We start from the raw sequence: 19,404 nt of genomic DNA, 5'->3' as shown, positions 1-19,404 counted from the left end.
CCTCTCGCAACGATCCCGCCCCCAAAGCACTCGCGGAACAAAAAAGAGACTTCACCGCAGAGGGCGCACCAGCTCCTGACAAGCTGCCACCGCCCCCTCCCCCGCGACAGAGTCACACCGACACGGCCACTCCGCTAACAGCAAAAATCCATCGAGAAACCTTGACCCTGAAACGAGATTCACAGGCTCGTTAGCAATGCGCATTCGCCCCACAGCAGCATAGATCGCGGCATGGCGTCTCCTGGCGTGTAAGAGTGACCAGCGAACCAAGCAGCGTTCCGCAAGGAGCCTGTCATGCGTCATAAGTACTAATGTGCTGGGTGTGCTGGGTGTGCTGATCTGGACTGCCTCTAGTCATGGCGAGAGGTAGCGGAATGAACGAAGGCAACAAAAACACGGCTATAGAGACGGTGTCGACCCCAGTGGAGGGCGGTCAGTGCGACGGGTCGATCGGTAGTGAAGCGGTGGGTTAAGTCATGGGGCACGACGTCGACTAGTTCACGTTGAGCCGTCGAGCATGAGAACAGATCTGCAACCAGCAAGACATCCGCGAATCGCCGACCTGTGCTACGACTCCTGCATGTCAGCGCGCCGCGTCGGCTGACCTCTCAGCAGGCCTTCCATGCCTTGCAGGCGGTCGCCGATCTGCAGTCCCTTGTCGTCGATATGGAACTGCCGCAACTCGTTGGAATGCGCACTGTTTCGCAGCTTGACCACGGCCATGACACGTTGCAAGCGGCTGTCAACCTCAATGTAGCGCTGCACAATAATAGCGTCGGTCAAAAAAGCCGAGCCATAGGGCGAGAAGCGCAGATCCCCATAGCGATCTTCCAACTCGGAAGTCATCAGTACCGTGACACCCGTACTGGCCAGGGCCGAGACCAAACGTGACAGTGACTCGCGGAAGTCCTGCTTGAAGGTCGGAGCCAGTGCCAACTCGAAGCCCGACAATGAATCGATGACGACCCGACTAGCCTTGAGTCTGCGTATCTCGGAAATCAGTTGCATCGCGATCTCATCCACCGACAATGACGCCGCGCGCGTATCAACCACGGCGATCCGCCCGCTCTTGATCAAATCAGCCATTTGTGCACCGCGTGAAAGTAACGGCCGCTGCTCAAAGGCAGCGATCACGCCGGTTTCTCCGCAGCTTGCGCCCTCTGCCAGGAAAGCAGCGGCAAGAATGCTTTTGCCTGAACCCGAAGGCCCGGCAACCAACAGGGAATAGCTACGCGGCAAGCCGCCGCCCAGCATTTCATCAAGACCTGGCACGCCCATAGCCAGGCGCTTTGCATCAGGCTGCTCTACGGCCAACACCTCTAGCGGCGGCGGCGCAAAAACCTGCAGACCGGCCGGACCAATGCGGAAGGTATGCAGACCCGGCAGGGTCGGCTGGCCACGCATCTTCATGATCTCCATCTTGCGCACCATGGAATTGCCCTGCAAGCTTTGTCGCAACCAGATCAAGCCGTCAGAGACGGTGAAAACTGGATTGGGATCGCTGTCGGTGAAGTACTCGCCGATCAGGAAGGTGGTGGCCTGCCAACTGGTCATCATCACGCCTAGGCTCTGGATGAATTTCTGCAGGCTGATGAAGTTATGACCCTCCCCCTCCCCGGCCAGCACCACCGAGCGAAAGGAGTCGACGAACACCAGACCGGGTTCGTGCTTCTCCACCTCAACGGCAATGCGTGAGAGCACTTTGTCGAGATTTCCAGTACTCATCTCCTCGGCCAGATTGATGAAGCGAATCGCCCGGTTGAGCTGGTCCAAATCGAAGAAGTCGAATTGCTGCTGGTAGCGCAGCATCTTGATGGGCGGCTCGCCCAATACCGTGAAGTACAGGGCCGGCCGCTCGGGCGTAGCCAGGGCGAACATCATCTGGTGTGCCAGCGTAGTCTTGCCACAGCCGGGCGGGCCTGCGATCAGATTGAAGGAGAGCTCGGGTAAGCCACCGCCCAATACCTCGTCCAACCCGGGCACGCCCGTCGCCAGACGCTTTATGGTTGCTTTGCCTGTTTTCATGACGATGGGTCCTTGGCGGCTGAGCCATTAAAATTGAGTGGGTGAATTAACTCATCTGTTGGGTGAAGCAGGTGCTCAGCCAATCTTGCACCGATCAGCTGCGACAGCAACTCGACAAAATGACGCCCAAGGCTCGCCTGCACAGCAGCGGCCTCTACTGAATCGAGCGCGAGGAGCATGGCTTGCAGTTTGGTCAGGTCGATCCCACCCAGTCTGGTGGCTTCATAAAGAGGGACTAGGCTCAGGTGTTCCCTGCGGCTGAGCGAGAGCGCGCGCCTGTAGAGCCCGGCCACACCTTGATAGCCTATCACCGGAGATAAGACGGTAAACGCTCGCTCCCAAGCTTTCTGAGCAGATTCGGCGACTGCGCACTCAGCAGTGCCAGAGCCCTTCACTGCAGACGAGTTGGGCGTGGCCTGGGACGAACGCACCTGGGTGGACATGGATTTGGTATATATGCACGCACCTGCGAATGCAGGTGGTTCCGCATCATACGTGCTCACGCTGCTAGCCGGGAGCATATTTGGATCTGAGCGTCTTTCATCAAGTCGGTGGATAAATGAATATGAGCAGCCGGCGCAGCCTGGTCGGGCCAACATGGGATTCCCGCCGCGCGCCGCAGCCTAAGGCCCCAAGGAAAAAGCCGACTATACTGTAATAACTCTGCTCCCCACCGGGGTGTTCGCCAGTCATGAGGACTGTCGCTTTCTTCAGTAGAAAGGCATCCGTGGTCACTGCCTCCCATGCTCGAGGTAATCTGCTTTTGGCTGCCCTGCCTGAGCATGAGCTAGCCCAATGGTTGCCGGATCTGGAGTGCATAGAGATGCCCTTGGGCGCTGTACTCTACGAATCGGGCGGGCACCTCAGCCACGTCTACTTCCCCATATCCTCCATTGTCTCTTTGCTCTATGTGCTGGCCGATGGAGGCTCAGCAGAGATTGCAGTTGTCGGCAATGAGGGCCTGATTGGCGTCTCGTTATTTATGGGTGGCCAGACCACGCCAAGCCGTGCCGTGGTGCAAAGCGCCGGCCAGGCGCTGCGGCTCAAGGCCCACTTCATGATGACGGAGTTCAATCGCGCGGGTGACGTGATGCATCTGCTGCTGCGCTACACCCAAGCCTTGCTGACACAGATGTCACAGACGGCTGTGTGCAACCGCCACCATTCCTTGGATCAGCAACTGTGCCGTTGGTTACTGATGAGCCTGGACCGCTTGGACAGCAATGAACTGGTGATGACGCAGGAGCTCATCGCCAATATGCTGGGGGTGCGCCGGGAAGGTGTTACCGAGGCTGCCGGGCGTTTACAAAAAGCGGGCTTGATCCAGTACCGGCGTGGCCATATCACGGTGCACGACCGTGTCGGTATTGAGCAGCGTACCTGCGAGTGCTACGCCGTGGTCAAACAGGAATACAAGCGCCTGCTGCCAGTTCCGAGCGCTGACTGAACGCGCAGCGCCGCAGCAGCAGTACCAGGCAAGCATCTACTCTTCACATGCAAATGGCGGCTCTTGGTAGGCGTCGCTCATCCTGCCTGCATCGATTTCACGTTTGGCCTTGCATCACCGGTCTTGCTCTTGTATCCCTATGGTGGATTCGAGCAAAAGCGTTCGACATCCCTGAGTGCCATGGCATCTGTTTGTTCGCCTCCGCAGCGTGCACCTTTGTAAGGGGCCGGTAATCCCATCTTGATGCGATACTCACCTCTGAGCAAGATCGTGTCCACGAAACCTACGTGGACACGATCTTGCTCAAAGACTCTCAACCCCCTCGCTACTCGGTGCCGCGCACGCGCCGTACCTATACCCCGCAGTTCAAGAGCGAACTGCTCACCGCCTGCAAGCAGCCTGGCGCCTCGATTGCCGCCTTGGCCCTGCAACATGGCATGAACGCCAACGTGCTGCACCGCTGGCTCAAGGACCATCGCCAAGGGTCACCCTTGCTCAGCGATGAGGTCCCGGCTCCTGCATTCATCCCTATTGATCTCACCGCCTCGCTGCCTGTATTGGCCAGTAAAGGCGAGCCCTCGACACCGCCATCCAGCATCCGCATTGAGCTCCAACATCACGCCATGAAGGTTACCCTGCATTGACCTGTGGACGCTGCCAGCGCCTGTGCTCAGATGCTGCGCGCGCTGCTGCGATGATCCGCATCGATGCCGCCTGGCTGGCCACGGCCCCGCTGGACATGCGCGCTGGCACCGACACAGCGCTGGCCCGGGTGGTCATCGTCTTCGGCGCAGCCCACCCCCACCACGCCTATCTGTTCGCCAAGAAACGTGCCAACCGCATCAAAGTGCTGGTGCACGACGGCATCGGCATCTGGCTGGCCGCTCGGCGCCTGCACCAGGGCAAGTTCATCTGGCCTGCGCCGGGGGAAGCCCAGTGGCAGTTGGAACCCGCCCAGCTCGACACCCTGGTGCTGGGCCTGCCCTGGCAGCGCATGGGAGACGCGGGCATCATCACCGTGGTCTGAAGTCGGCGCGCAATCCGTGGATCTGCGCATGGCAGCGCAGGGCCTTCCTTGGCACACTTGCTGCCATGGTGGTGCAGCAACAATCCCTGAACAATCTCAGTGCAGAGCAACTGCGCGAGATGGTCGCCAGCCTCATGGGCCACGTGACTGACAAGGATGCGCAAATCGCCCGCCACCAAACCGAACTCAAGCACAGCCAGGCACTCAACGCCAAGCTCACCCACGAGAACGCGCTGCTCAAACGCATGAAGTTTGCCGCCCAGTCCGAGCGTTTCAACGCCGAGCAAAAGAGCCTGCTCGAAGACGAGATAGAGGCCGACCTGGCAGCCGTCGCCGTCGAGATCGAACAGCTCCAGCCACCGGCTGCAGCGCCTGACGCCAAACAACAACCCAAACGCCAGCCGCTACCGACCCAACTGCCCCGGCGCGAGATCCACCACGAGCCCGAGTCGACCACCTGCAGCACGCCCGGTTGCGGCTGCCAGATGCAACGCATCGGCGAAGACGTGGCCGAGAAGCTGGACTATGTGCCAGGCGTATTCACGGTAGAGCGCCACATCCGCGGCAAATGGGCGTGCGCGAAGTGCGAAAGTATTCAACAGGCACCGGTCGACGCGCATGTGATCGACAAAGGTATCCCGACCGCCGGTCTGCTGGCCCAGGTGCTGGTGGCCAAGTACGCCGATCATCTGCCGCTGTACCGGCAGGAGAGCATCTTTGGCCGCGCCGGTCTGGCCATCCCCCGCTCCACCCTGGCGCAATGGGTCGGCACCTGCGGCGTGCGGCTGCAACCGCTGGTCGATGCTTTGAAGGCCGAGATACTCAGCCACCGCGTGCTGCACGCCGACGAGACGCCGGTGCAGATGCTCAAACCGGGTAAAGGCACGACACACCGTGCTTACCTGTGGGCCTATGCGCCAGGCGCCTTCGAAGACATCAAGGCTGTGGTGTATGACTTCTGCGAGTCAAGGGCCGGTGAGCATGCACGGGCCTTCCTGGGTGATTGGGAGGGCAGCTTGGTCTGTGATGACTTCAGTGGCTACAAAGCCGGGTTTGCCAACGGCATAACGGAAGCCGGTTGCCTGGCGCATGCGCGTCGCAAATTCTTCGATCTGCATGCGGCCAACAAGAGCCAGATCGCAGGGTTCGCGCTGGAGCAGTTCAGCAAGGTCTACGACATCGAACGCGAGGTGAAGGATCTGAACGCCGATCAGCGCCAGGCCATCCGGCAGCAGCACAGTAAGCCGGTGCTCAATGCGCTGCACGAGTGGATGACATTGCAGCGGCACAAGATGCCGGACAGCTCGGCGACGGCCAGGGCACTGGATTACAGCCTCAGGCGCTGGACAGCGCTGACGCGCTTCGCGGATGATGGGCAATTGCCCGTGGACAACAACTGGATCGAGAACCAGATCCGGCCGATTGCCATTGGTCGCAATAACTGGCTGTTCGCCGGCAGCTTGCGCGCGGGCCAGCGTGCGGCGGCGGTGATGAGCTTGGTGCAGTCGGCGCGCATGACCGGGCATGATCCCTATGCATACCTGAGGGACGTGCTGACACGGTTGCCAACGCACAGGACCCGGGACATTGACCAACTGCTGCCGCATCGCTGGCAGCCTGCCGACGCCTGAGCTTTAACCGCGACGCCCGTCAGCGGTCAATATGGGATCACCGCGTGCTTACGCACCTTTGCGGCCGGGTCGCATCTCTTGTCATGATTTTTGGCTGCTTGTTTGCCGGACGTAGCAAGCGCCGGGCAACGTCAAATAAGCCCTTAAGACTACCCTGCAATGGTTCAACGGCCTCACGCTGTCAACCCCAAAGCCTCAGGCCACATGGAGCTGCTAACAAGCCCCATCCAAACGCAGGTTTGCGGTGGAAGCTGGGTGCCTCCGAGGAGGCAGCAAACCGCAGACTGCACAGGCATATGGCAAGCATGAAGAGCGACGTAGCAAGGCTTGTGTTCGCGGCTCTTATTAGCGCAGCGCGTGTTGGCTGACGAAGACCAGCCCTTTGCCAAACACGGCACGAATGGGCAGCGGCATGCCAGTGCTCTGCAAAGTCTTACGCCTCAGACGGTTGAGCTGAGACTCGATCCGATGGAAGCCATCTTGCACATAGGCATAGCCCATCGCATCAAGTAGTTCCTTCTTGCCTACGATGTTTTCGTCAGCTGCATACAGATGCACCATCAACTGGAGCTCACGACTAGTCAGTGGTATCGAGTGTCGATTAGGGGCAACCAGACGAGCGGCCGCCTTGTCAAGATGCCAAGCAGGATGGCCACCATTGAGGGCCAGTTTCACCGGCGCAGTCACCGTTGCAGCCAGGGGTAGCTGCGCGCGCAAGCTTGCGGCCAAGGCATGCAGGTCGTCAGGCTCAACAAAATACCGCAATGCACCGGTGGTCAATCCCGTGATACAGCTGCACAGATCACTGCGTGCAGTCAGGACGACTACCGGTATGCACTGCTCGGCCAAACGCTCGATGAGGCACAACTTGTCTTCACGCGGCAGGCTCAGATCAACGACTACCAGATCGGCCTTTTCCCTCAACAGCGTTATGTAGAATTTTTCGACGGACTCTGCGCCCCAGGCATGTACACCTGCTTGCCCAAGGAAATTGCATATATTGACTCGAATATTCTCATTTTCCTCAATAATGGCAATTGTAAATTTAAAGAAATTAGAGTTTTGTTGCATGATCGTGATTATTAATTATAAAAAAATATCGACCGATACACTAATAATTATTGATTTCAAAAGAAAAGTGCTTGCATCTTATTCATAAACGGGGTTCCCCAGGCCTCATCAGGTATTTTTGAAATTCGCCACCCCAACAATGAATGCCATACACTGGCGAAACCGTCCAACAATATTATTTCAAATAAGAATACCCTCGACTCCGATTTTTTATAAAAAATAGTCACCTGACCAACATCGACTCTAGACCTAGGCGACAGCACCCCTACTCTGCTGGTGATGCGAAAAATTTAAGCCGCCCCGCTTGCAATGAAATAACAAGATCCCTGACTAAAACATTTTCTGGACAGATTGTGCTTTGATGCGCCACCAAGGAATCTCCACCCACAGAACCCTTCGATTGTTGAAAATTGGCATTCTTCATAATCATGGAGAAATCATGCGCTGCCTCCGCCGTTGGCTTTATGGATAGTAGACGTCTCATCAATACTCCTTGAAAACACCTTAAATCTCGGTGAAAAATTCTCACCCAACCGCTGACAGCAGCGAAGAATACGCTGCAACACAGAAACCGATTGAATCATTCATTCATAGGGAACCATCAATAATGAGGTCGGACAGCAACTTGCCAATACAATATGTTGCCAAGGCTACACGTAGTAATGAGCAGAGTCTGTGCGCTAGCCAACAAACTCTATTGCAGACCCAGGGGGCCGTAGCTTTCCCCATCTTTGTCGTCCATGCAGTCGCTTAGGGCAGACACAGAAAATCGGTGAACAAGGATGCTAACTCGCTGTTCACCGATCTCGCTGCTGATGGACGGTGAGGTTTAATTGAGCAAAGACTTGAAGGTCAGCGTACGCACACCCGTTGCGGCCCGCACCAGCCACACGCTTCCGCCATCCTCCACACTACCGCCATTGACGGTACTGGGCATTTGATAGCGAAGTTTGGGCAGACGCCACACCATCTCACTCAGATCCACCGGGTGACTGGCTTGGAAATGGACGATCCCGCTGCCATCCATTTGCTCGCTCCACTGCACCTTCTCGCGCTTGGTCATGAAGTCGGCCAAGCGAGCCATGTTGTACCACTGGAACCTGGCAGTGCCTTGAGAGGCGGCATAAGTCTGCAAGTCCTTCATCACGTCAATCCAGTCATAAGCGCCAGGCGGGTGCGCGTAGACCATGCGAACCGTGTTCTGCGTGATGCCGAAATCAACCAGGGAGTGGTACCAGTCGATGACCTCCACTTTAGGCACGTTGTACTCTTGGAACTCCTCGAAGGTGGCGTAGTTGCCCATGGGCGTCACCGGGACCACCCACAAATTGCCGTTGCGCAACGCGCCATCGCGGTACTGACGCGTCACGCCCAGGCCGGTATGACCGCCAAAATAGACTCCGACCACGCCCTGCTGCTCCAACCAGTCCATCGCCCAACGCGGGTTGTTACCCTGAGGGGCAGAGTAGTCCCGCGAAGGATGGCCCAGCGCTCCGGCTACGGATTGGCGATTGAGCACTAGGTACTGGAGAAAGCTGCTGCCATTGGTTTCGCTGGCGTTCAGACCGTAGTAGTCGTGAATCCATCCGCCATGCGAACCTACGGCATGTCCCTTGGCGCGCATGCGCCGCAGAAAAGCTTTGGCGGTAGCGTTGTTATTGAGATCGAAGCCCAGCTTATCGCCGAAATTGATGGTGTCGGGACCTGCGGTGATGTGGATGCTGGAGGAGCCTGTATTGAAGATTCCAGCCTGTTCCAGCGCGCGCGTCGGCTGCTGGGCCTCCATCGAGTCCAGGTGCCAGTTGAAGACCATGCCTGGCACACCATTGGGCACATTGGCCAGTTGTGCGCTGCCCAGCACATACTTGGCGAAATACTGCAACATGCCGTGCATGGGCAGGGCATCAGTACGCCCTTTGAGGTAGGTGAGCGGCAGGTTCACAAACATCACGTGCCCGGATCCGTAGGCCTTGAGGCCTGCAACCAGGCCAAATTGCGGCGAAGCTGCCAGTGCTGTTCCGGTATAGGCGCCCTCTGTGACGTAGCTCGGGTAAATCAGATAACCGAGCAGGTAACCGCTGTAGGCCTGCAACACATCCACCACGCCAGCCTCGGCCCCGCGAAGGCTGTCGGTTTTGGCGCGCTCATCAGCGCGGGAAATACCTGTGGCGGGCGACACCACGCTCGCCTGTGTTGGCTCAGCCCCGCGTCGCACACGCCCGAAGTTCACCCGCACTGTCCTTGAACGGCTGCGGTCGCTCGCTGCAGCATCAGGCATGGGCAGCATCTGGAACTGTTGGGTATCGAAGGCTCGCACGCCGCCGGGGTCGGCAGGACTGACCGGCGCATACATGGCCTCCCCGTCCTTGAGCCCCGCTGCCTGCAACAACGGCACCTTGCCGCTGATCTTGCCCAGCGGCTGCGCCACGCGGGCAGCCGCCTGCCCCAGCCTTGTGACGATCTGGGCCGTGGCCAGAGGTCCTGCGCTGCTGCTGATGGAGGGGCTGCCGCCGCGGGCGTTGCTGGTCGGCGAAGGCGACGTGGTAAACGGCTCTGACTTGCCCGGCGGAACTTGCAGCTCACGCAATGTGCTGCGCATGGCTGTTACCGGCCCCAAGCCCACCGTACGGTCCAGGTACTTGTCGTACAGCACATAGTCCACACCGGCAAGATCACTCAAGCGCGATTTGGGAATGGGGTAGACCGCCATGCCGTCGGACCGAAGGGTCAGGGCGCCGAAGTCGAAAGTGAGAAAGGTCTTTCCGCCTTGGTAAGTGAAGTCGTGTATCGCAGCCACCACCGCATCGGTGGCAATGGTGTGCAACTGGTCGGGCAGGACCAAGCCGGCATATTCCAGCACTGTCTCGGTTCCCATGGTCAGGAACTGCGAATCCGTTATCACCGTCATACGCACGCCAATCTCGGAGGCCGCGTCCTTCCAGGCTTTCACCCCAGGCTCTGCCTCCAAGGTACCGTCGGGGACGAGCAGCAGCAGTACCCCCGAATCTGGCGCCACGGGGATCGGCTGGGAGAGTGCGGACACGATGTCCTTGCCCTCTGCCCGTTGGCTGATGCAGCTCCCCCCCAGCACCAGAACCATACCCACGGTCAGCCAACATGCACTGCGCCACCAGTCTGCGTGCCGAGCGGGCAGCATGAGTGCGTCCGCCTTGGGCCTCCTGGATCTGATCATTTGGATATCGGCGCACATGGCATCTCCTTAGTCAGCCTATCGCTGAACATCAAACCCGAAGCCCGGGCAGGCATTGCAATCCGCGTCAGTGCGCCGGATGGGGCGTGTGACTGACGAAATATCCGTACAGACCCAGTTGGATCACCACCTGAGGCAGAAAGGTGGCCAGCAGATAAAGTGGGAGCACCATCAGGCTGTTGGTATGGACCAGCAACCAGGCAATGGCACCCGCCTGCAGCGGCACGCTGAGCGCCACCAGCGCCAACGCATGGACAGTGGCCATGAATTGGCGGCCCAGTGGCAGCGGAAAGATGTAGAGCACCAGCGCATGCAGCAGCGGTATGCACCACAGCAACCCCGTGCCCAGCATCAACAGTTGATTGACCACCGCCTGCGGGCTCATGCCGCTACCCGGAGGCAACCACAGCCAGCCCAGCACACTGGCGGCACACAGCAGTCCGGCCAGACGCAAGAAATAGCGCAGAGGCAATCCGTCCTGGGGCAGCAGGTATGAAAACAGCCACAGCACGCCCGCCAGATAGCCTGTGAAGATGGCCGCCAGCGGGCCAGGCGCAGGCATGGGTAATTGCACCACCACCAGGGGCAGCGAGATTCCTGCGACATCGGTGGTGCCCCATGCAACAAGCTCTGCGGAGCCCAGGCCTAGGCGCGGCCAGGCCCAGGCAAGCATGTGGTGCCAACCTTGCATGATGCTGTCATGTGCAGCTACCACCAGGCCCTGAGCCACCACGAGCATGGCCAGCAGCGCCAGCGTATCGCGCAGGCGCCAGACATAGCTGCGCAATCCGCGTGGCTGCACGGTGAGTGGGAAGCGCGTGGAAGAAGGGGTGCGTGGCATAGTTCCATCCCACGTCAGAAGTCAAAGAACAGGCCTACAGACGCCCCTGTGCGCCGGTAGTAAGGATTTCGGTAGTACTGCAAAGAGGCGACGAAGCCATGGTCCTTGCCGAGCCAATGGCGCCACTGGGGGATCACCTCGGTGGAGCTGAAGCTGACGCTACCGCCCGCTGGTATGCCTGCACCGGCGGGAAGATAGGCCTCCCGCCCGTGGTCCACCCGCAAAGACCACAGATCTTGGCCCCGCGTGCCCCACGTGAAGACACCAAAGCCACGCGCAGCATTGACAGCACCGGGCTGGGAATGGTTGAGCGCCAGCCCCCCCTCGGCAATCCAGCCAGCCGGCGCGTAGTAGGCGGCCGTCAGGCGCAGCATCACGTCCCGGTGCACATGGTCGCCGCTGAGGCCCTTCATCAAACTTACCCCCGTGACCCAGCGCCGCTCATCCCCCCACTTGCGGTACCCGCCCAGGTCGACGCGCATGCGGTACTGGAAATCGGCGGTGCCGCCACTGATACCGCCCATCACGAACCAACGCGGCGATAGATCCTGCAGCACCGACAGTGCACCAAGCGTCCCCCTTTGGTGGAAGTGGCCTTGGCTCGCCAGTTCGGCATTGACAGTGGTCTCGGGGGCTACGCGGTACATGGCGCGCACATAGCCATCACGCCAGTCACCACTGGCACCCTTCAAATGGGCGATTCCAACGCCTGCTTCGATCTGACCGCGAGAGCCCGCCGTCTCAGGCGATGGCGCCGATGCGGCAGCTTCCAGCGGGAGTGGCTGCGCAGCAGCTAGATCGGCGACGCCCGGTGCGACTTGTGCGGCGCAAGCCCCCCCGATGCCCAGCAGCCCGGTAAGGACCACCAGTTGCAGCGGCGGCGCGTGCGCACCCCACAAGGTCGATGACGTGTGAGATGGGCGGTGCATGTGTTTTATCCAGAGTGTGGTTACGCGTTCAGCGCGGGCATTGGGTGCCGATGCCGCGCATTTCCAGCGCAGCGTCGGCGGCGGCATCCAGCACCGTCCAGCCGATGTCGGGAGAAAACGGCCGCACCGACCGCCTCCAGCAGGCCGCCTCGATCGGCGCCAGGCGATGCAGACCCCAAGCCACCAGCCCCCACGCGAAGTTGTCGTCGACGCGCCTGCGCCAGCGGTCTCCATACAGCGACATCCAGCCGGCCATATCGGCTCCCGCTTCGGCGGTCGACAGCACGCCGTTGTTCCACAGGTAGCTGCGTGCCAGACCGTGTGGATAAAAGCTCTCCCGGTCGTATTTTGGAAGTGCCGGCTGCCACACCCCTTCTTGGCGGAACCCTTGGTGCATGGCCTTCAAGAGCTTGTCGGCCTCCACCTGGTCGCCATTGGCACGCAGCGCCGAGTAAATCTCCGCGTTGTCCATCAAGTAATAGATCTCTTTGTCCTCGAAGACGCGATAGAGGCCGCTCGCAGGATTGCGCAGCCGCGTCAGCATGCCCTGGCTGGCGCGCACGGCGATTTGCGTGCTGGCCCGCATGCGCTCGGGAATCCAGCGCTTCTTTTTTGCCAAGCTGATCATCTCGATGACCGAAGCCGCAGTGGCGTCATCGGCATCGGCAGGTTTGCAGGCGTACCAGCGCTGCGCCTGGTCGCGGCAGAAGCGGTCAAAGCCTCCATCGGCACGCATGCGTGGCAGCAGCCAGTCGAGCCATTCGTTCAATGGCGCACGCACGTTGGCATTGGCTTCCAGCAGGATCACAAAGGACTTGTTGATGAAGTACGGGTCAACGATGCCGCTGTCAAAGGTCGTCATGTACGCCCCGTCGCCGGTATGGAAAGCCTGGAATGCTGGCGGCTCCTCGGCTGCAGATACCGGGGTGCCGATCAGCACCAGCAGCAGCCCGCCGATGATTTTGCGCACCCAGGGCGGCAACCTGAACATGAACCGCGGCGACCGAATAGGCACCACCTCGCCGCGCTCAACCGCCGCGATGTCCCCGTGCACTGACACGCCCGGCTGCAACAGCACTTCCCATCCCGTGACACTGCTGGGCTGCAGCATGCTGCCAGCAGTGCTGCCCTCGCCCAGGAAGACGCGGTGGCCCGCAGCGATGGGGCCCGAGAGGCAGTTGCCGCCCTGGCAGAGAACACTTCCCTCGCTGAACAAGGCTCCATGCAATGCCGCCCCCACGCCCAGCCGCGCATCACCATGCACCTTGACATGCCCGATCAGCAGTGCGCCCTCTCCCATGCTGAAGTCACCTGTCACCACCAAGTCAGCCCTTGTGGTGGAGTGGGCCTTGAGGTGCAGGGATCCGAAGTGGCGATGGTGCTGCATGGGCAGCGCTGGAGGCGTTGTCGGCACCGTCGGCGCTGGCACCCCCTCACACCCGATTGCGCCCGACTTCGCGTTGGCCGCGATGGTGGGCGCCTGCAGCTGGCGAAACCGGGAGCCTTCCGCCAATTCGATGCGTTCAGAGGCACGCAGCAAAGGCGGCAGCGACTTTCCCTGGCAGCACAGCACGCGTTGTCCGAAAAAAGCGGACTCGCCCACCCTTGGCAGCAGATCTCCCTCGCCCTGGCCCTCCAGCTCCAAGGGCTGTGCGTCCGTCGGATGGCGCCATTCATGCCAAGCCGGCCAGAGGGGGATCAGAAAGGTCAACAGCGTGGCGGTCATCCAGGCAGTGACTTCCCAGGCAGGAAACAGATTTAGTTCCATGGTGTGCTCACAATTCCCTGCCCGAGCGGCGATAGCGAACGGTTTTGTCCCAGATGAGTGGACGATGCATCAGTTTGTCGAGCACCCAGCCGTCCCAGGCTGCCTTGGACACAGCCACCAGGCTGACCACGAAGCCAACCAGCAACCATGGCATAAGGCGCAGCCGAGCATGGTGGCCATCCAGGTGCACGGCTGCGGCCACCTCAAAAAAGGCTGCAAAATTGCCCAGACAGCCGCAGGCGGCAACCATCGTCAGCGCCAGCAGCGCTGTCAGAGATGCCGGTATCGCATCACCGCCCATCAACAAGGCCACAACCGCAGCCACCCAGCTGATCAATAGCATCGGGGCCATTGCGTACACACCGAGCAGCGCCAGTCCATCGAGGCGGGCCACCCACCCGACCGGCCCGCGCACGGCCAGACCCAGCGCATGTTTCGTCATGGCTTGGTTGTGTCCCTTGGCCCAGCGTCCGATCTGGCGAAAGCGAACGGACCAGTTCTGCGGAACCTCCTCGTGGCACTCGGCATGTGCCAAATAGGCCATGCGCCAGCCGCGCAGCAGCAAACGGTAAGTGAGATCTGTATCTTCTGCCAGCATTTGCTCGTGCCAACCCCCCACCTGCGCGAGTGCCGACAGGCGCACTCCCCCCACGGTGCCTCCGTATTGCGCCACGGCCCCTAAGCTAAAGCGCGCCTGTTGGTCAACTTGGTAGCCGGCCGAGCGCTCCAAATCCAGCAGCCGAGTGAGCAGATTCACGCCTGTGTTCTGCGGCACGACTCGGCCCATCACCGCCCCCACCTCGGGGTCCAGGAAAGGCACGGCAAGTTGTTTGAGGAGTTGCGGGCCCGGCAAATAGTCTGCGTCGAACACGACGATCACATCGGCCAATTTCTCGCGCACCACGATGGCAGTGGCTTCTTTGAGTGCGGCGGCCTTGCCAGGCGTGCCCCCTAGGCGGTGAAAGGGACGCAGGAGCGCCGGGTGATTGTCCGCGTAGCGGTCGATGATGGCTCGCGTGCCATCTGTCGAGCGGTCGTTCATCGGGATAATGAGCAAACGATCGGACGGGTAGTCTGCGGCCAGCAGACGCGATATACAGTCCGCAATCACTGCTTCTTCGTTGTGCGCGGCCACCAGCACCGCCAACCTGGGCCAAGGGGCTGACACGATGCCTGCGTATAAAGAGCGCTGGCGTGCGAACATGCGGTGCAAGGTAAATAGGTAGTGGCGCGCGGCGTAGATGGCCAGCAAGCAGGCGACGAGTGCCAGTACGGCGTATGCACCGTCCAACACCACCTGCTGCGCAGGTGTCAAGCCAACCACCTCTTTTTGTACGGTGACGGCCTGAGGGGCCCGCACAGCCAGTGGGTCTTGCCCCTGTGTGCTCATCTCAGGATCCGACATAGACATGACGCCCCCCAACTGTGGCTGGTTTACATCCTCGTCGCGCCAAGCCCCCGGGGACAGTCCGCCTTGTGGAGTCGATTTGGCAACATATTGGCAGTTGGCCTATGGCATGGACGATACCCTGCGCAACGTATAGCTTCATGGGAAATCGCCCTACATAGCCGGGAATACCGTCGATATCGAAAGTTTGATATTTCATTAGCTTCACCACCTGTACATGCCTTAGAGCGACAAAAGAGCGGATCACACCGCGCAACCGATTAATCAGAGAGAAGAGATTTCATTCCAATGACATCAATTGCCGTCGATTTCTCGTCTACCTCAATGGTTTTTGCTTTGACGCTTTGTCATCCGCAAAAATCTCTGACCAAGAGGTAAGCGCAACGATAAGGCTATATCAGACGATATCAAACACATTAATTATTTTTTTACAAATAGTGATTTCTTATATTTGAGAAAAATAACTCTCAAAATGAGAGTATTAAATCGACAAATACAATGCAGAAAATCACGTCGCACTCCAATAAGATTTCCACCACACATTCAAGCATCGATAAAATATGAGGATTAGTGATTTATTCAGAGACAACCGCGATTTCCCGATCACCATTGCATTCCGCGTCAGGGCGGTGGAATGCAGCAAAGGCAGCCGTCAAGCTGGCCACATTTGCAGCATTCAACGCTTTTGGACCTTCTGGAAAATGCCTGCCGAGGTCTAAACGCGGTCTCGGGCGATCCGCGTCCCTGCCATGGGCCAAGGGTTGTGCGGAGCCTTCTTAGTCAGGCAAGCCTTCCGGCCTCAGCATTTGGTACAACCTTCTCTCTATACGGTATGCTGCGGTCCCGTCGCCAAATGGGTTAGCAGCCGCCTGCATGCCACGAAAGGCGGCGTCGTCAGTGAGCAAATGGCGTACACATTGCACAATGGACTTGCGATCGGCACCGACCAACTTGGCACAACCAGCCTCAAGGACCTCTGGGCGCTCCGTCTCATCGCGCAGCACTAGCAGCGGCACTTTGAACGTAGGCGCCTCCTCCTGCAGGCCACCGGAATCTGTGACCACCAGACAGGCATCGGCCAATGCCTGCTGCATGGACAGGTAGTCCAGCGGTAAGCTAAGCCTCACATTGACAAGACCGCCCAATAAACGATGCACGGGCTCTTTGATGACCGGGTTCAGGTGGACCGGGAACAACACAGTCAGCGCGGGGAATTCGCGGGCGATATCGGCGATGGCGGCGCAGATATTCTCCACATCGCTCCCCCAGTTCTCACGCCTGTGCATTGTCACTAAGATGTGACCGGGCTCTTGCACCTGGCGCTGAATGCCATGGTGCTCGCAGGCCCACAGCTGGGCATCCACCACCGTATTGCCGGTCACCGCGATGTCTTTTGCGGCCACGCCTTCGTGTATGAGTGCCCGTGCCGCACCTGCGGTCGGTGCCAGATGCAAACTGGCGATGCGCCCGATCATCTGTCGCAGGGCCTCCTCAGGGAAGGGGCGATGTAGGTTGTAGGTTCGCAGACCAGCCTCGACGTGTACTACTGGTACTTGATGGTAGAAGCCGCCAAGGGCCCCCTGAAAGGCACTTTCGGTATCGCCTTGCACGATCACGACCTCGCATTCCGTATGCGCCAGCAAGGACTCCAGTTGCGTGCGGCAACCGATGGCGAAGTCCAGCAGTGAACTGCCGACCCTGCGCAGCATGTGATCGGGTCGAATATGGAAGCACTCCAGCATCTGTGCGGCCATGTCACCGTGCTGCCCGGTATGCAACCAGATAGGTCGCGCCCAGCTCGAGCGCCGCAACGCATGGTAAACAGGAGCCAGCTTGATGATCTCCGGACGCGTGCCCGAGACCATCAACAGTTGAGCGACACCTGAACGGCTGCCCATAGGCGTAGATTTGGTATTCATCGTTGCTCCGAGATTCGCTAAGATTCCATTGCGCCGGGAGCGCCATTGCCCCTAGAAGCAATGACTCCTCCCGAAGATGGCACCGATACGGGTGTGCAGCGTGCACCCTCTGAATGGAAAAAGGCCGTAGAGTCGGAATGCATATCCCTTTCGCTCGTCTTGGCGTAACAGCTCCCTAGGCAGCGATGCGGCACTGTCCGGGATCACCCATCTCTCACAGCTACAGCCAGCCTTTCGGCGCAGCGGCCCGCCTGCTCGCCGTCACGGGCCTCCACCATGACGCGCAGAACCGACTCCGTGCCACTTGCCCGCACCAGCACCCGGCCCGCCTCTCCCAGCTCTGCCTGCACCTCTTGAGTCGCCCGAACTAGCAATGCATTGCCTTGCCAATCCTGGCCGGGCCGCAGCCGCACATTGCATAAAGCCTGAGGAAAGAGCTGCACCGGCGACAGCCATTGCGACAGCGAATGGCCAGACCGCAAACAGGCTTGCAGCACCTGCAGTGCACTGACCAGACCATCACCCGTGGTCTGTCTATCCAGCACCAACAGGTGTCCCGAGCCTTCGCCGCCAAAACTCCAGCCATTGCGACCCAGCTCCTCCAGCACGTAGCGGTCACCCACGCTGGCACGCACAAAACCCACGCCCTGGGCTGCAAGCGCCTGCTCCACAGCCAAGTTGGTCATGAAAGTGCCCACGGCTCCCAGTACCTTTTCCCCACGTGCCAGGCGATCCGCCACGATCAAATACAGCAGCTCATCGCCGTTGTATAGCCTGCCTGTGGCATCGACCAGCAGCAGACGATCAGCATCGCCATCAAGTACCACCCCAAAGTCAGCATGGCATACAGATACGGCTTTCACCAAAGCCTCAGGGTGAGTGGCGCCCACGCCTTCATTGATGTTGAGTCCGTCAGGTGCACAGCCGATCTCAACGACCTCGGCCCCGAGTTCATGGAAGACCTTGGGAGCGATCTCATAGGCCGCGCCATGGGCCGCATCTACAACAATCTTGAGCCCTTTCAGCGTGAGCGCATGATCAAAGGTGCTCTTGCAAAATTCTATGTAACGGCCAGCGGCATCATGCAAGCGGCGTGTCTTGCCCAGGGCCGCCGGCTCCGTCCATATGGGCTCCTCGGACAGCGCCCCCTCCACCTCCAACTCCCACGCGTCGGACAGCTTCATCCCCAGTCCGCTGAAAAACTTGATACCGTTGTCCTCAAATGGGTTGTGGCTGGCGCTGATGACCACTCCCAAGCTGGCGCGCTGGGCTCGCGTCAGGTAGGCCACGCCCGGCGTGGGCAATGGGCCGAGCAACACCACATCCACACCGGCCGAGTTAAAGCCCGACTCCAGAGCGCTCTCCAGCATGTAGCCGGAAATGCGCGTGTCCTTGCCGATCAGCACGGTGGGGTGATCCTCGGTGCGGCGCAGTACGCGGCCTACGGCATGGGCCAAGCGCAGCATAAAGTCGGGCGTAATGGGAAAGATACCTACCCGACCACGAATACCGTCAGTACCGAAATATTGGCGCTGCATCATCTCCCCCATTTGGATCTGCGATAGCGTTTAGAAAGAACAATCATTCCCAAGTAACCTGCCAATCTGCAAGGGCATATTTCACTTTAACCACACAAACCACTGATACCAGCTTCATGCCACCCATCAACGTGGATATCCATGTGCGACATCGACAAGAACTGCTTCATCAGCAGGCACTGACCTTAAATCCATATCAAATTATTGCAAACACACAATACAAAATATTACATAGCGATATTTCAACATATAGACAAGATATCCCTCTCAATTTAAGAGTTCTCACACTTACACAGTGCATGAATTACCATAACGAAATTAATTTCTTAGAAATTTATAAAAATCAACTCAATAAAATAGAAAATATTTAAAAAAGCATTTTTGTATGTATTTAATCTAAGTATTTGAAAGCACTATGAAATTCTTAGATATATTTTTCGTGCGTGGCATCACCGAACATTACAGATTTCAGAAATGCTGCAAGACTCACAATCCGACCATCGTATGGGAGTTGTCACACAGGTAGCAAATGAGCCTAGCTTGTTGATTCGCACGGAAAACTGACCCGCCGGGGATGCGGACGAAAACT

The 19,404-nt window shown here is 59.0% G+C and carries 14 protein-coding genes; 4 read left to right on the top strand and 10 right to left on the bottom strand.

Annotated features, from left to right (window positions below):
- Positions 1-567: 567 nt before the first annotated feature.
- Positions 568-2,025, bottom strand: coding sequence for an ATPase domain-containing protein (locus tag HS961_RS10420; protein ID WP_182327692.1), 1,458 nt, complete (start codon positions 2,023-2,025; stop codon positions 568-570).
- Positions 2,022-2,468 (bottom strand): hypothetical protein, encoded by a 447-nt coding sequence (locus tag HS961_RS10415; protein ID WP_182327690.1) that lies wholly within the window; start codon positions 2,466-2,468, stop codon positions 2,022-2,024. Before HS961_RS10415 ends, HS961_RS10420 begins: the two co-directional genes overlap by 4 nt.
- A gap of 329 nt (positions 2,469-2,797) precedes the next feature.
- Here HS961_RS10415 and HS961_RS10410 point away from each other — a divergent pair, with 329 nt between their 5' ends.
- From HS961_RS10410 to tnpC, 4 genes are all read left to right on the top strand, one after another.
- The gene (locus HS961_RS10410) at positions 2,798-3,472 is read left to right on the top strand and encodes a Crp/Fnr family transcriptional regulator (RefSeq protein ID WP_238347933.1); all 675 of its coding nucleotides are present in this window, start codon (positions 2,798-2,800) and stop codon (positions 3,470-3,472) included.
- Positions 3,473-3,759: 287 nt separating this feature from the next.
- Entirely contained in the window at positions 3,760-4,116 is a 357-nt protein-coding gene (gene tnpA, locus HS961_RS10405) for an IS66-like element accessory protein TnpA (protein WP_182327686.1), read from the top strand.
- A 50-nt stretch (positions 4,117-4,166) separates the two neighbouring features.
- On the top strand, positions 4,167-4,499 hold the full coding sequence (gene tnpB / locus HS961_RS10400) for an IS66 family insertion sequence element accessory protein TnpB (RefSeq protein WP_182327684.1): 333 nt from the start codon (positions 4,167-4,169) through the stop codon (positions 4,497-4,499).
- Positions 4,500-4,567: 68 nt separating this feature from the next.
- On the top strand, positions 4,568-6,130 hold the full coding sequence (gene tnpC, locus HS961_RS10395; RefSeq protein ID WP_412101656.1) for an IS66 family transposase: 1,563 nt from the start codon (positions 4,568-4,570) through the stop codon (positions 6,128-6,130).
- A 345-nt stretch (positions 6,131-6,475) separates the two neighbouring features.
- On the opposite strand, the gene HS961_RS10390 is transcribed toward tnpC, so the two are convergent.
- The 8 genes from HS961_RS10390 to glmM all read right to left on the bottom strand — a co-directional run bounded on the left by HS961_RS10390 (position 6,476) and on the right by glmM (position 18,815).
- Positions 6,476-7,201 (bottom strand): response regulator transcription factor, encoded by a 726-nt coding sequence (locus HS961_RS10390; RefSeq protein WP_182327680.1) that lies wholly within the window; start codon positions 7,199-7,201, stop codon positions 6,476-6,478.
- 829 nt (positions 7,202-8,030) lie between these two features.
- Positions 8,031-10,412, bottom strand: a complete 2,382-nt coding sequence (locus tag HS961_RS10385) for a hypothetical protein (RefSeq protein WP_182327678.1) — start codon at positions 10,410-10,412, stop codon at positions 8,031-8,033.
- Positions 10,413-10,479: 67 nt separating this feature from the next.
- Positions 10,480-11,253: a hypothetical protein gene (locus HS961_RS10380; RefSeq protein ID WP_182327676.1), complete on the bottom strand. Its 774-nt coding sequence runs from the start codon at positions 11,251-11,253 to the stop codon at positions 10,480-10,482.
- Between the two features lie 14 nt (positions 11,254-11,267).
- Complete coding sequence (locus HS961_RS10375; RefSeq protein ID WP_182327674.1) at positions 11,268-12,182, bottom strand: YaiO family outer membrane beta-barrel protein; 915 nt, start codon at positions 12,180-12,182, stop codon at positions 11,268-11,270.
- 28 nt (positions 12,183-12,210) lie between these two features.
- A complete protein-coding gene (locus tag HS961_RS10370) occupies positions 12,211-13,908 on the bottom strand; it encodes a hypothetical protein (protein ID WP_182327672.1) in 1,698 nt (565 codons plus the stop codon).
- A 49-nt stretch (positions 13,909-13,957) separates the two neighbouring features.
- On the bottom strand, positions 13,958-15,355 hold the full coding sequence (locus tag HS961_RS10365; RefSeq protein ID WP_238347886.1) for a glycosyltransferase family 2 protein: 1,398 nt from the start codon (positions 15,353-15,355) through the stop codon (positions 13,958-13,960).
- Between the two features lie 779 nt (positions 15,356-16,134).
- On the bottom strand, positions 16,135-17,277 hold the full coding sequence (gene wecB, locus HS961_RS10360) for a non-hydrolyzing UDP-N-acetylglucosamine 2-epimerase (RefSeq protein ID WP_182327670.1): 1,143 nt from the start codon (positions 17,275-17,277) through the stop codon (positions 16,135-16,137).
- Positions 17,278-17,480: 203 nt separating this feature from the next.
- Positions 17,481-18,815, bottom strand: a complete 1,335-nt coding sequence (gene glmM / locus HS961_RS10355) for a phosphoglucosamine mutase (protein ID WP_182328214.1) — start codon at positions 18,813-18,815, stop codon at positions 17,481-17,483.
- Positions 18,816-19,404: the final 589 nt, after the last annotated feature.

The organism is Comamonas piscis (genome assembly GCF_014109725.1).
GTDB classification, from domain to species: domain Bacteria; phylum Pseudomonadota; class Gammaproteobacteria; order Burkholderiales; family Burkholderiaceae_C; genus Comamonas; species Comamonas piscis.
This window is presented reverse-complemented; position numbering and strand designations above follow the sequence as displayed.

What these genes read in the sequence shown, in the direction of transcription:
- HS961_RS10420 (WP_182327692.1), bottom strand. Translation starts at nt 2,025, where the DNA reads ATGAAAACAGGCAAAGCAACCATAAAGCGTCTGGCGACGGGCGTGCCC.
- HS961_RS10415 (WP_182327690.1), bottom strand. Translation starts at nt 2,468, where the DNA reads ATGTCCACCCAGGTGCGTTCGTCCCAGGCCACGCCCAACTCGTCTGCA.
- tnpB (WP_182327684.1), top strand. Translation starts at nt 4,167, where the DNA reads ATGATCCGCATCGATGCCGCCTGGCTGGCCACGGCCCCGCTGGACATG.
- HS961_RS10390 (WP_182327680.1), bottom strand. Translation starts at nt 7,201, where the DNA reads ATGCAACAAAACTCTAATTTCTTTAAATTTACAATTGCCATTATTGAG.
- HS961_RS10385 (WP_182327678.1), bottom strand. Translation starts at nt 10,412, where the DNA reads ATGTGCGCCGATATCCAAATGATCAGATCCAGGAGGCCCAAGGCGGAC.
- HS961_RS10380 (WP_182327676.1), bottom strand. Translation starts at nt 11,253, where the DNA reads ATGCCACGCACCCCTTCTTCCACGCGCTTCCCACTCACCGTGCAGCCA.
- HS961_RS10375 (WP_182327674.1), bottom strand. Translation starts at nt 12,182, where the DNA reads ATGCACCGCCCATCTCACACGTCATCGACCTTGTGGGGTGCGCACGCG.
- HS961_RS10370 (WP_182327672.1), bottom strand. Translation starts at nt 13,908, where the DNA reads ATGACCGCCACGCTGTTGACCTTTCTGATCCCCCTCTGGCCGGCTTGG.
- HS961_RS10365 (WP_238347886.1), bottom strand. Translation starts at nt 15,355, where the DNA reads ATGTCGGATCCTGAGATGAGCACACAGGGGCAAGACCCACTGGCTGTG.
- wecB (WP_182327670.1), bottom strand. Translation starts at nt 17,277, where the DNA reads ATGAATACCAAATCTACGCCTATGGGCAGCCGTTCAGGTGTCGCTCAA.
- glmM (WP_182328214.1), bottom strand. Translation starts at nt 18,815, where the DNA reads ATGCAGCGCCAATATTTCGGTACTGACGGTATTCGTGGTCGGGTAGGT.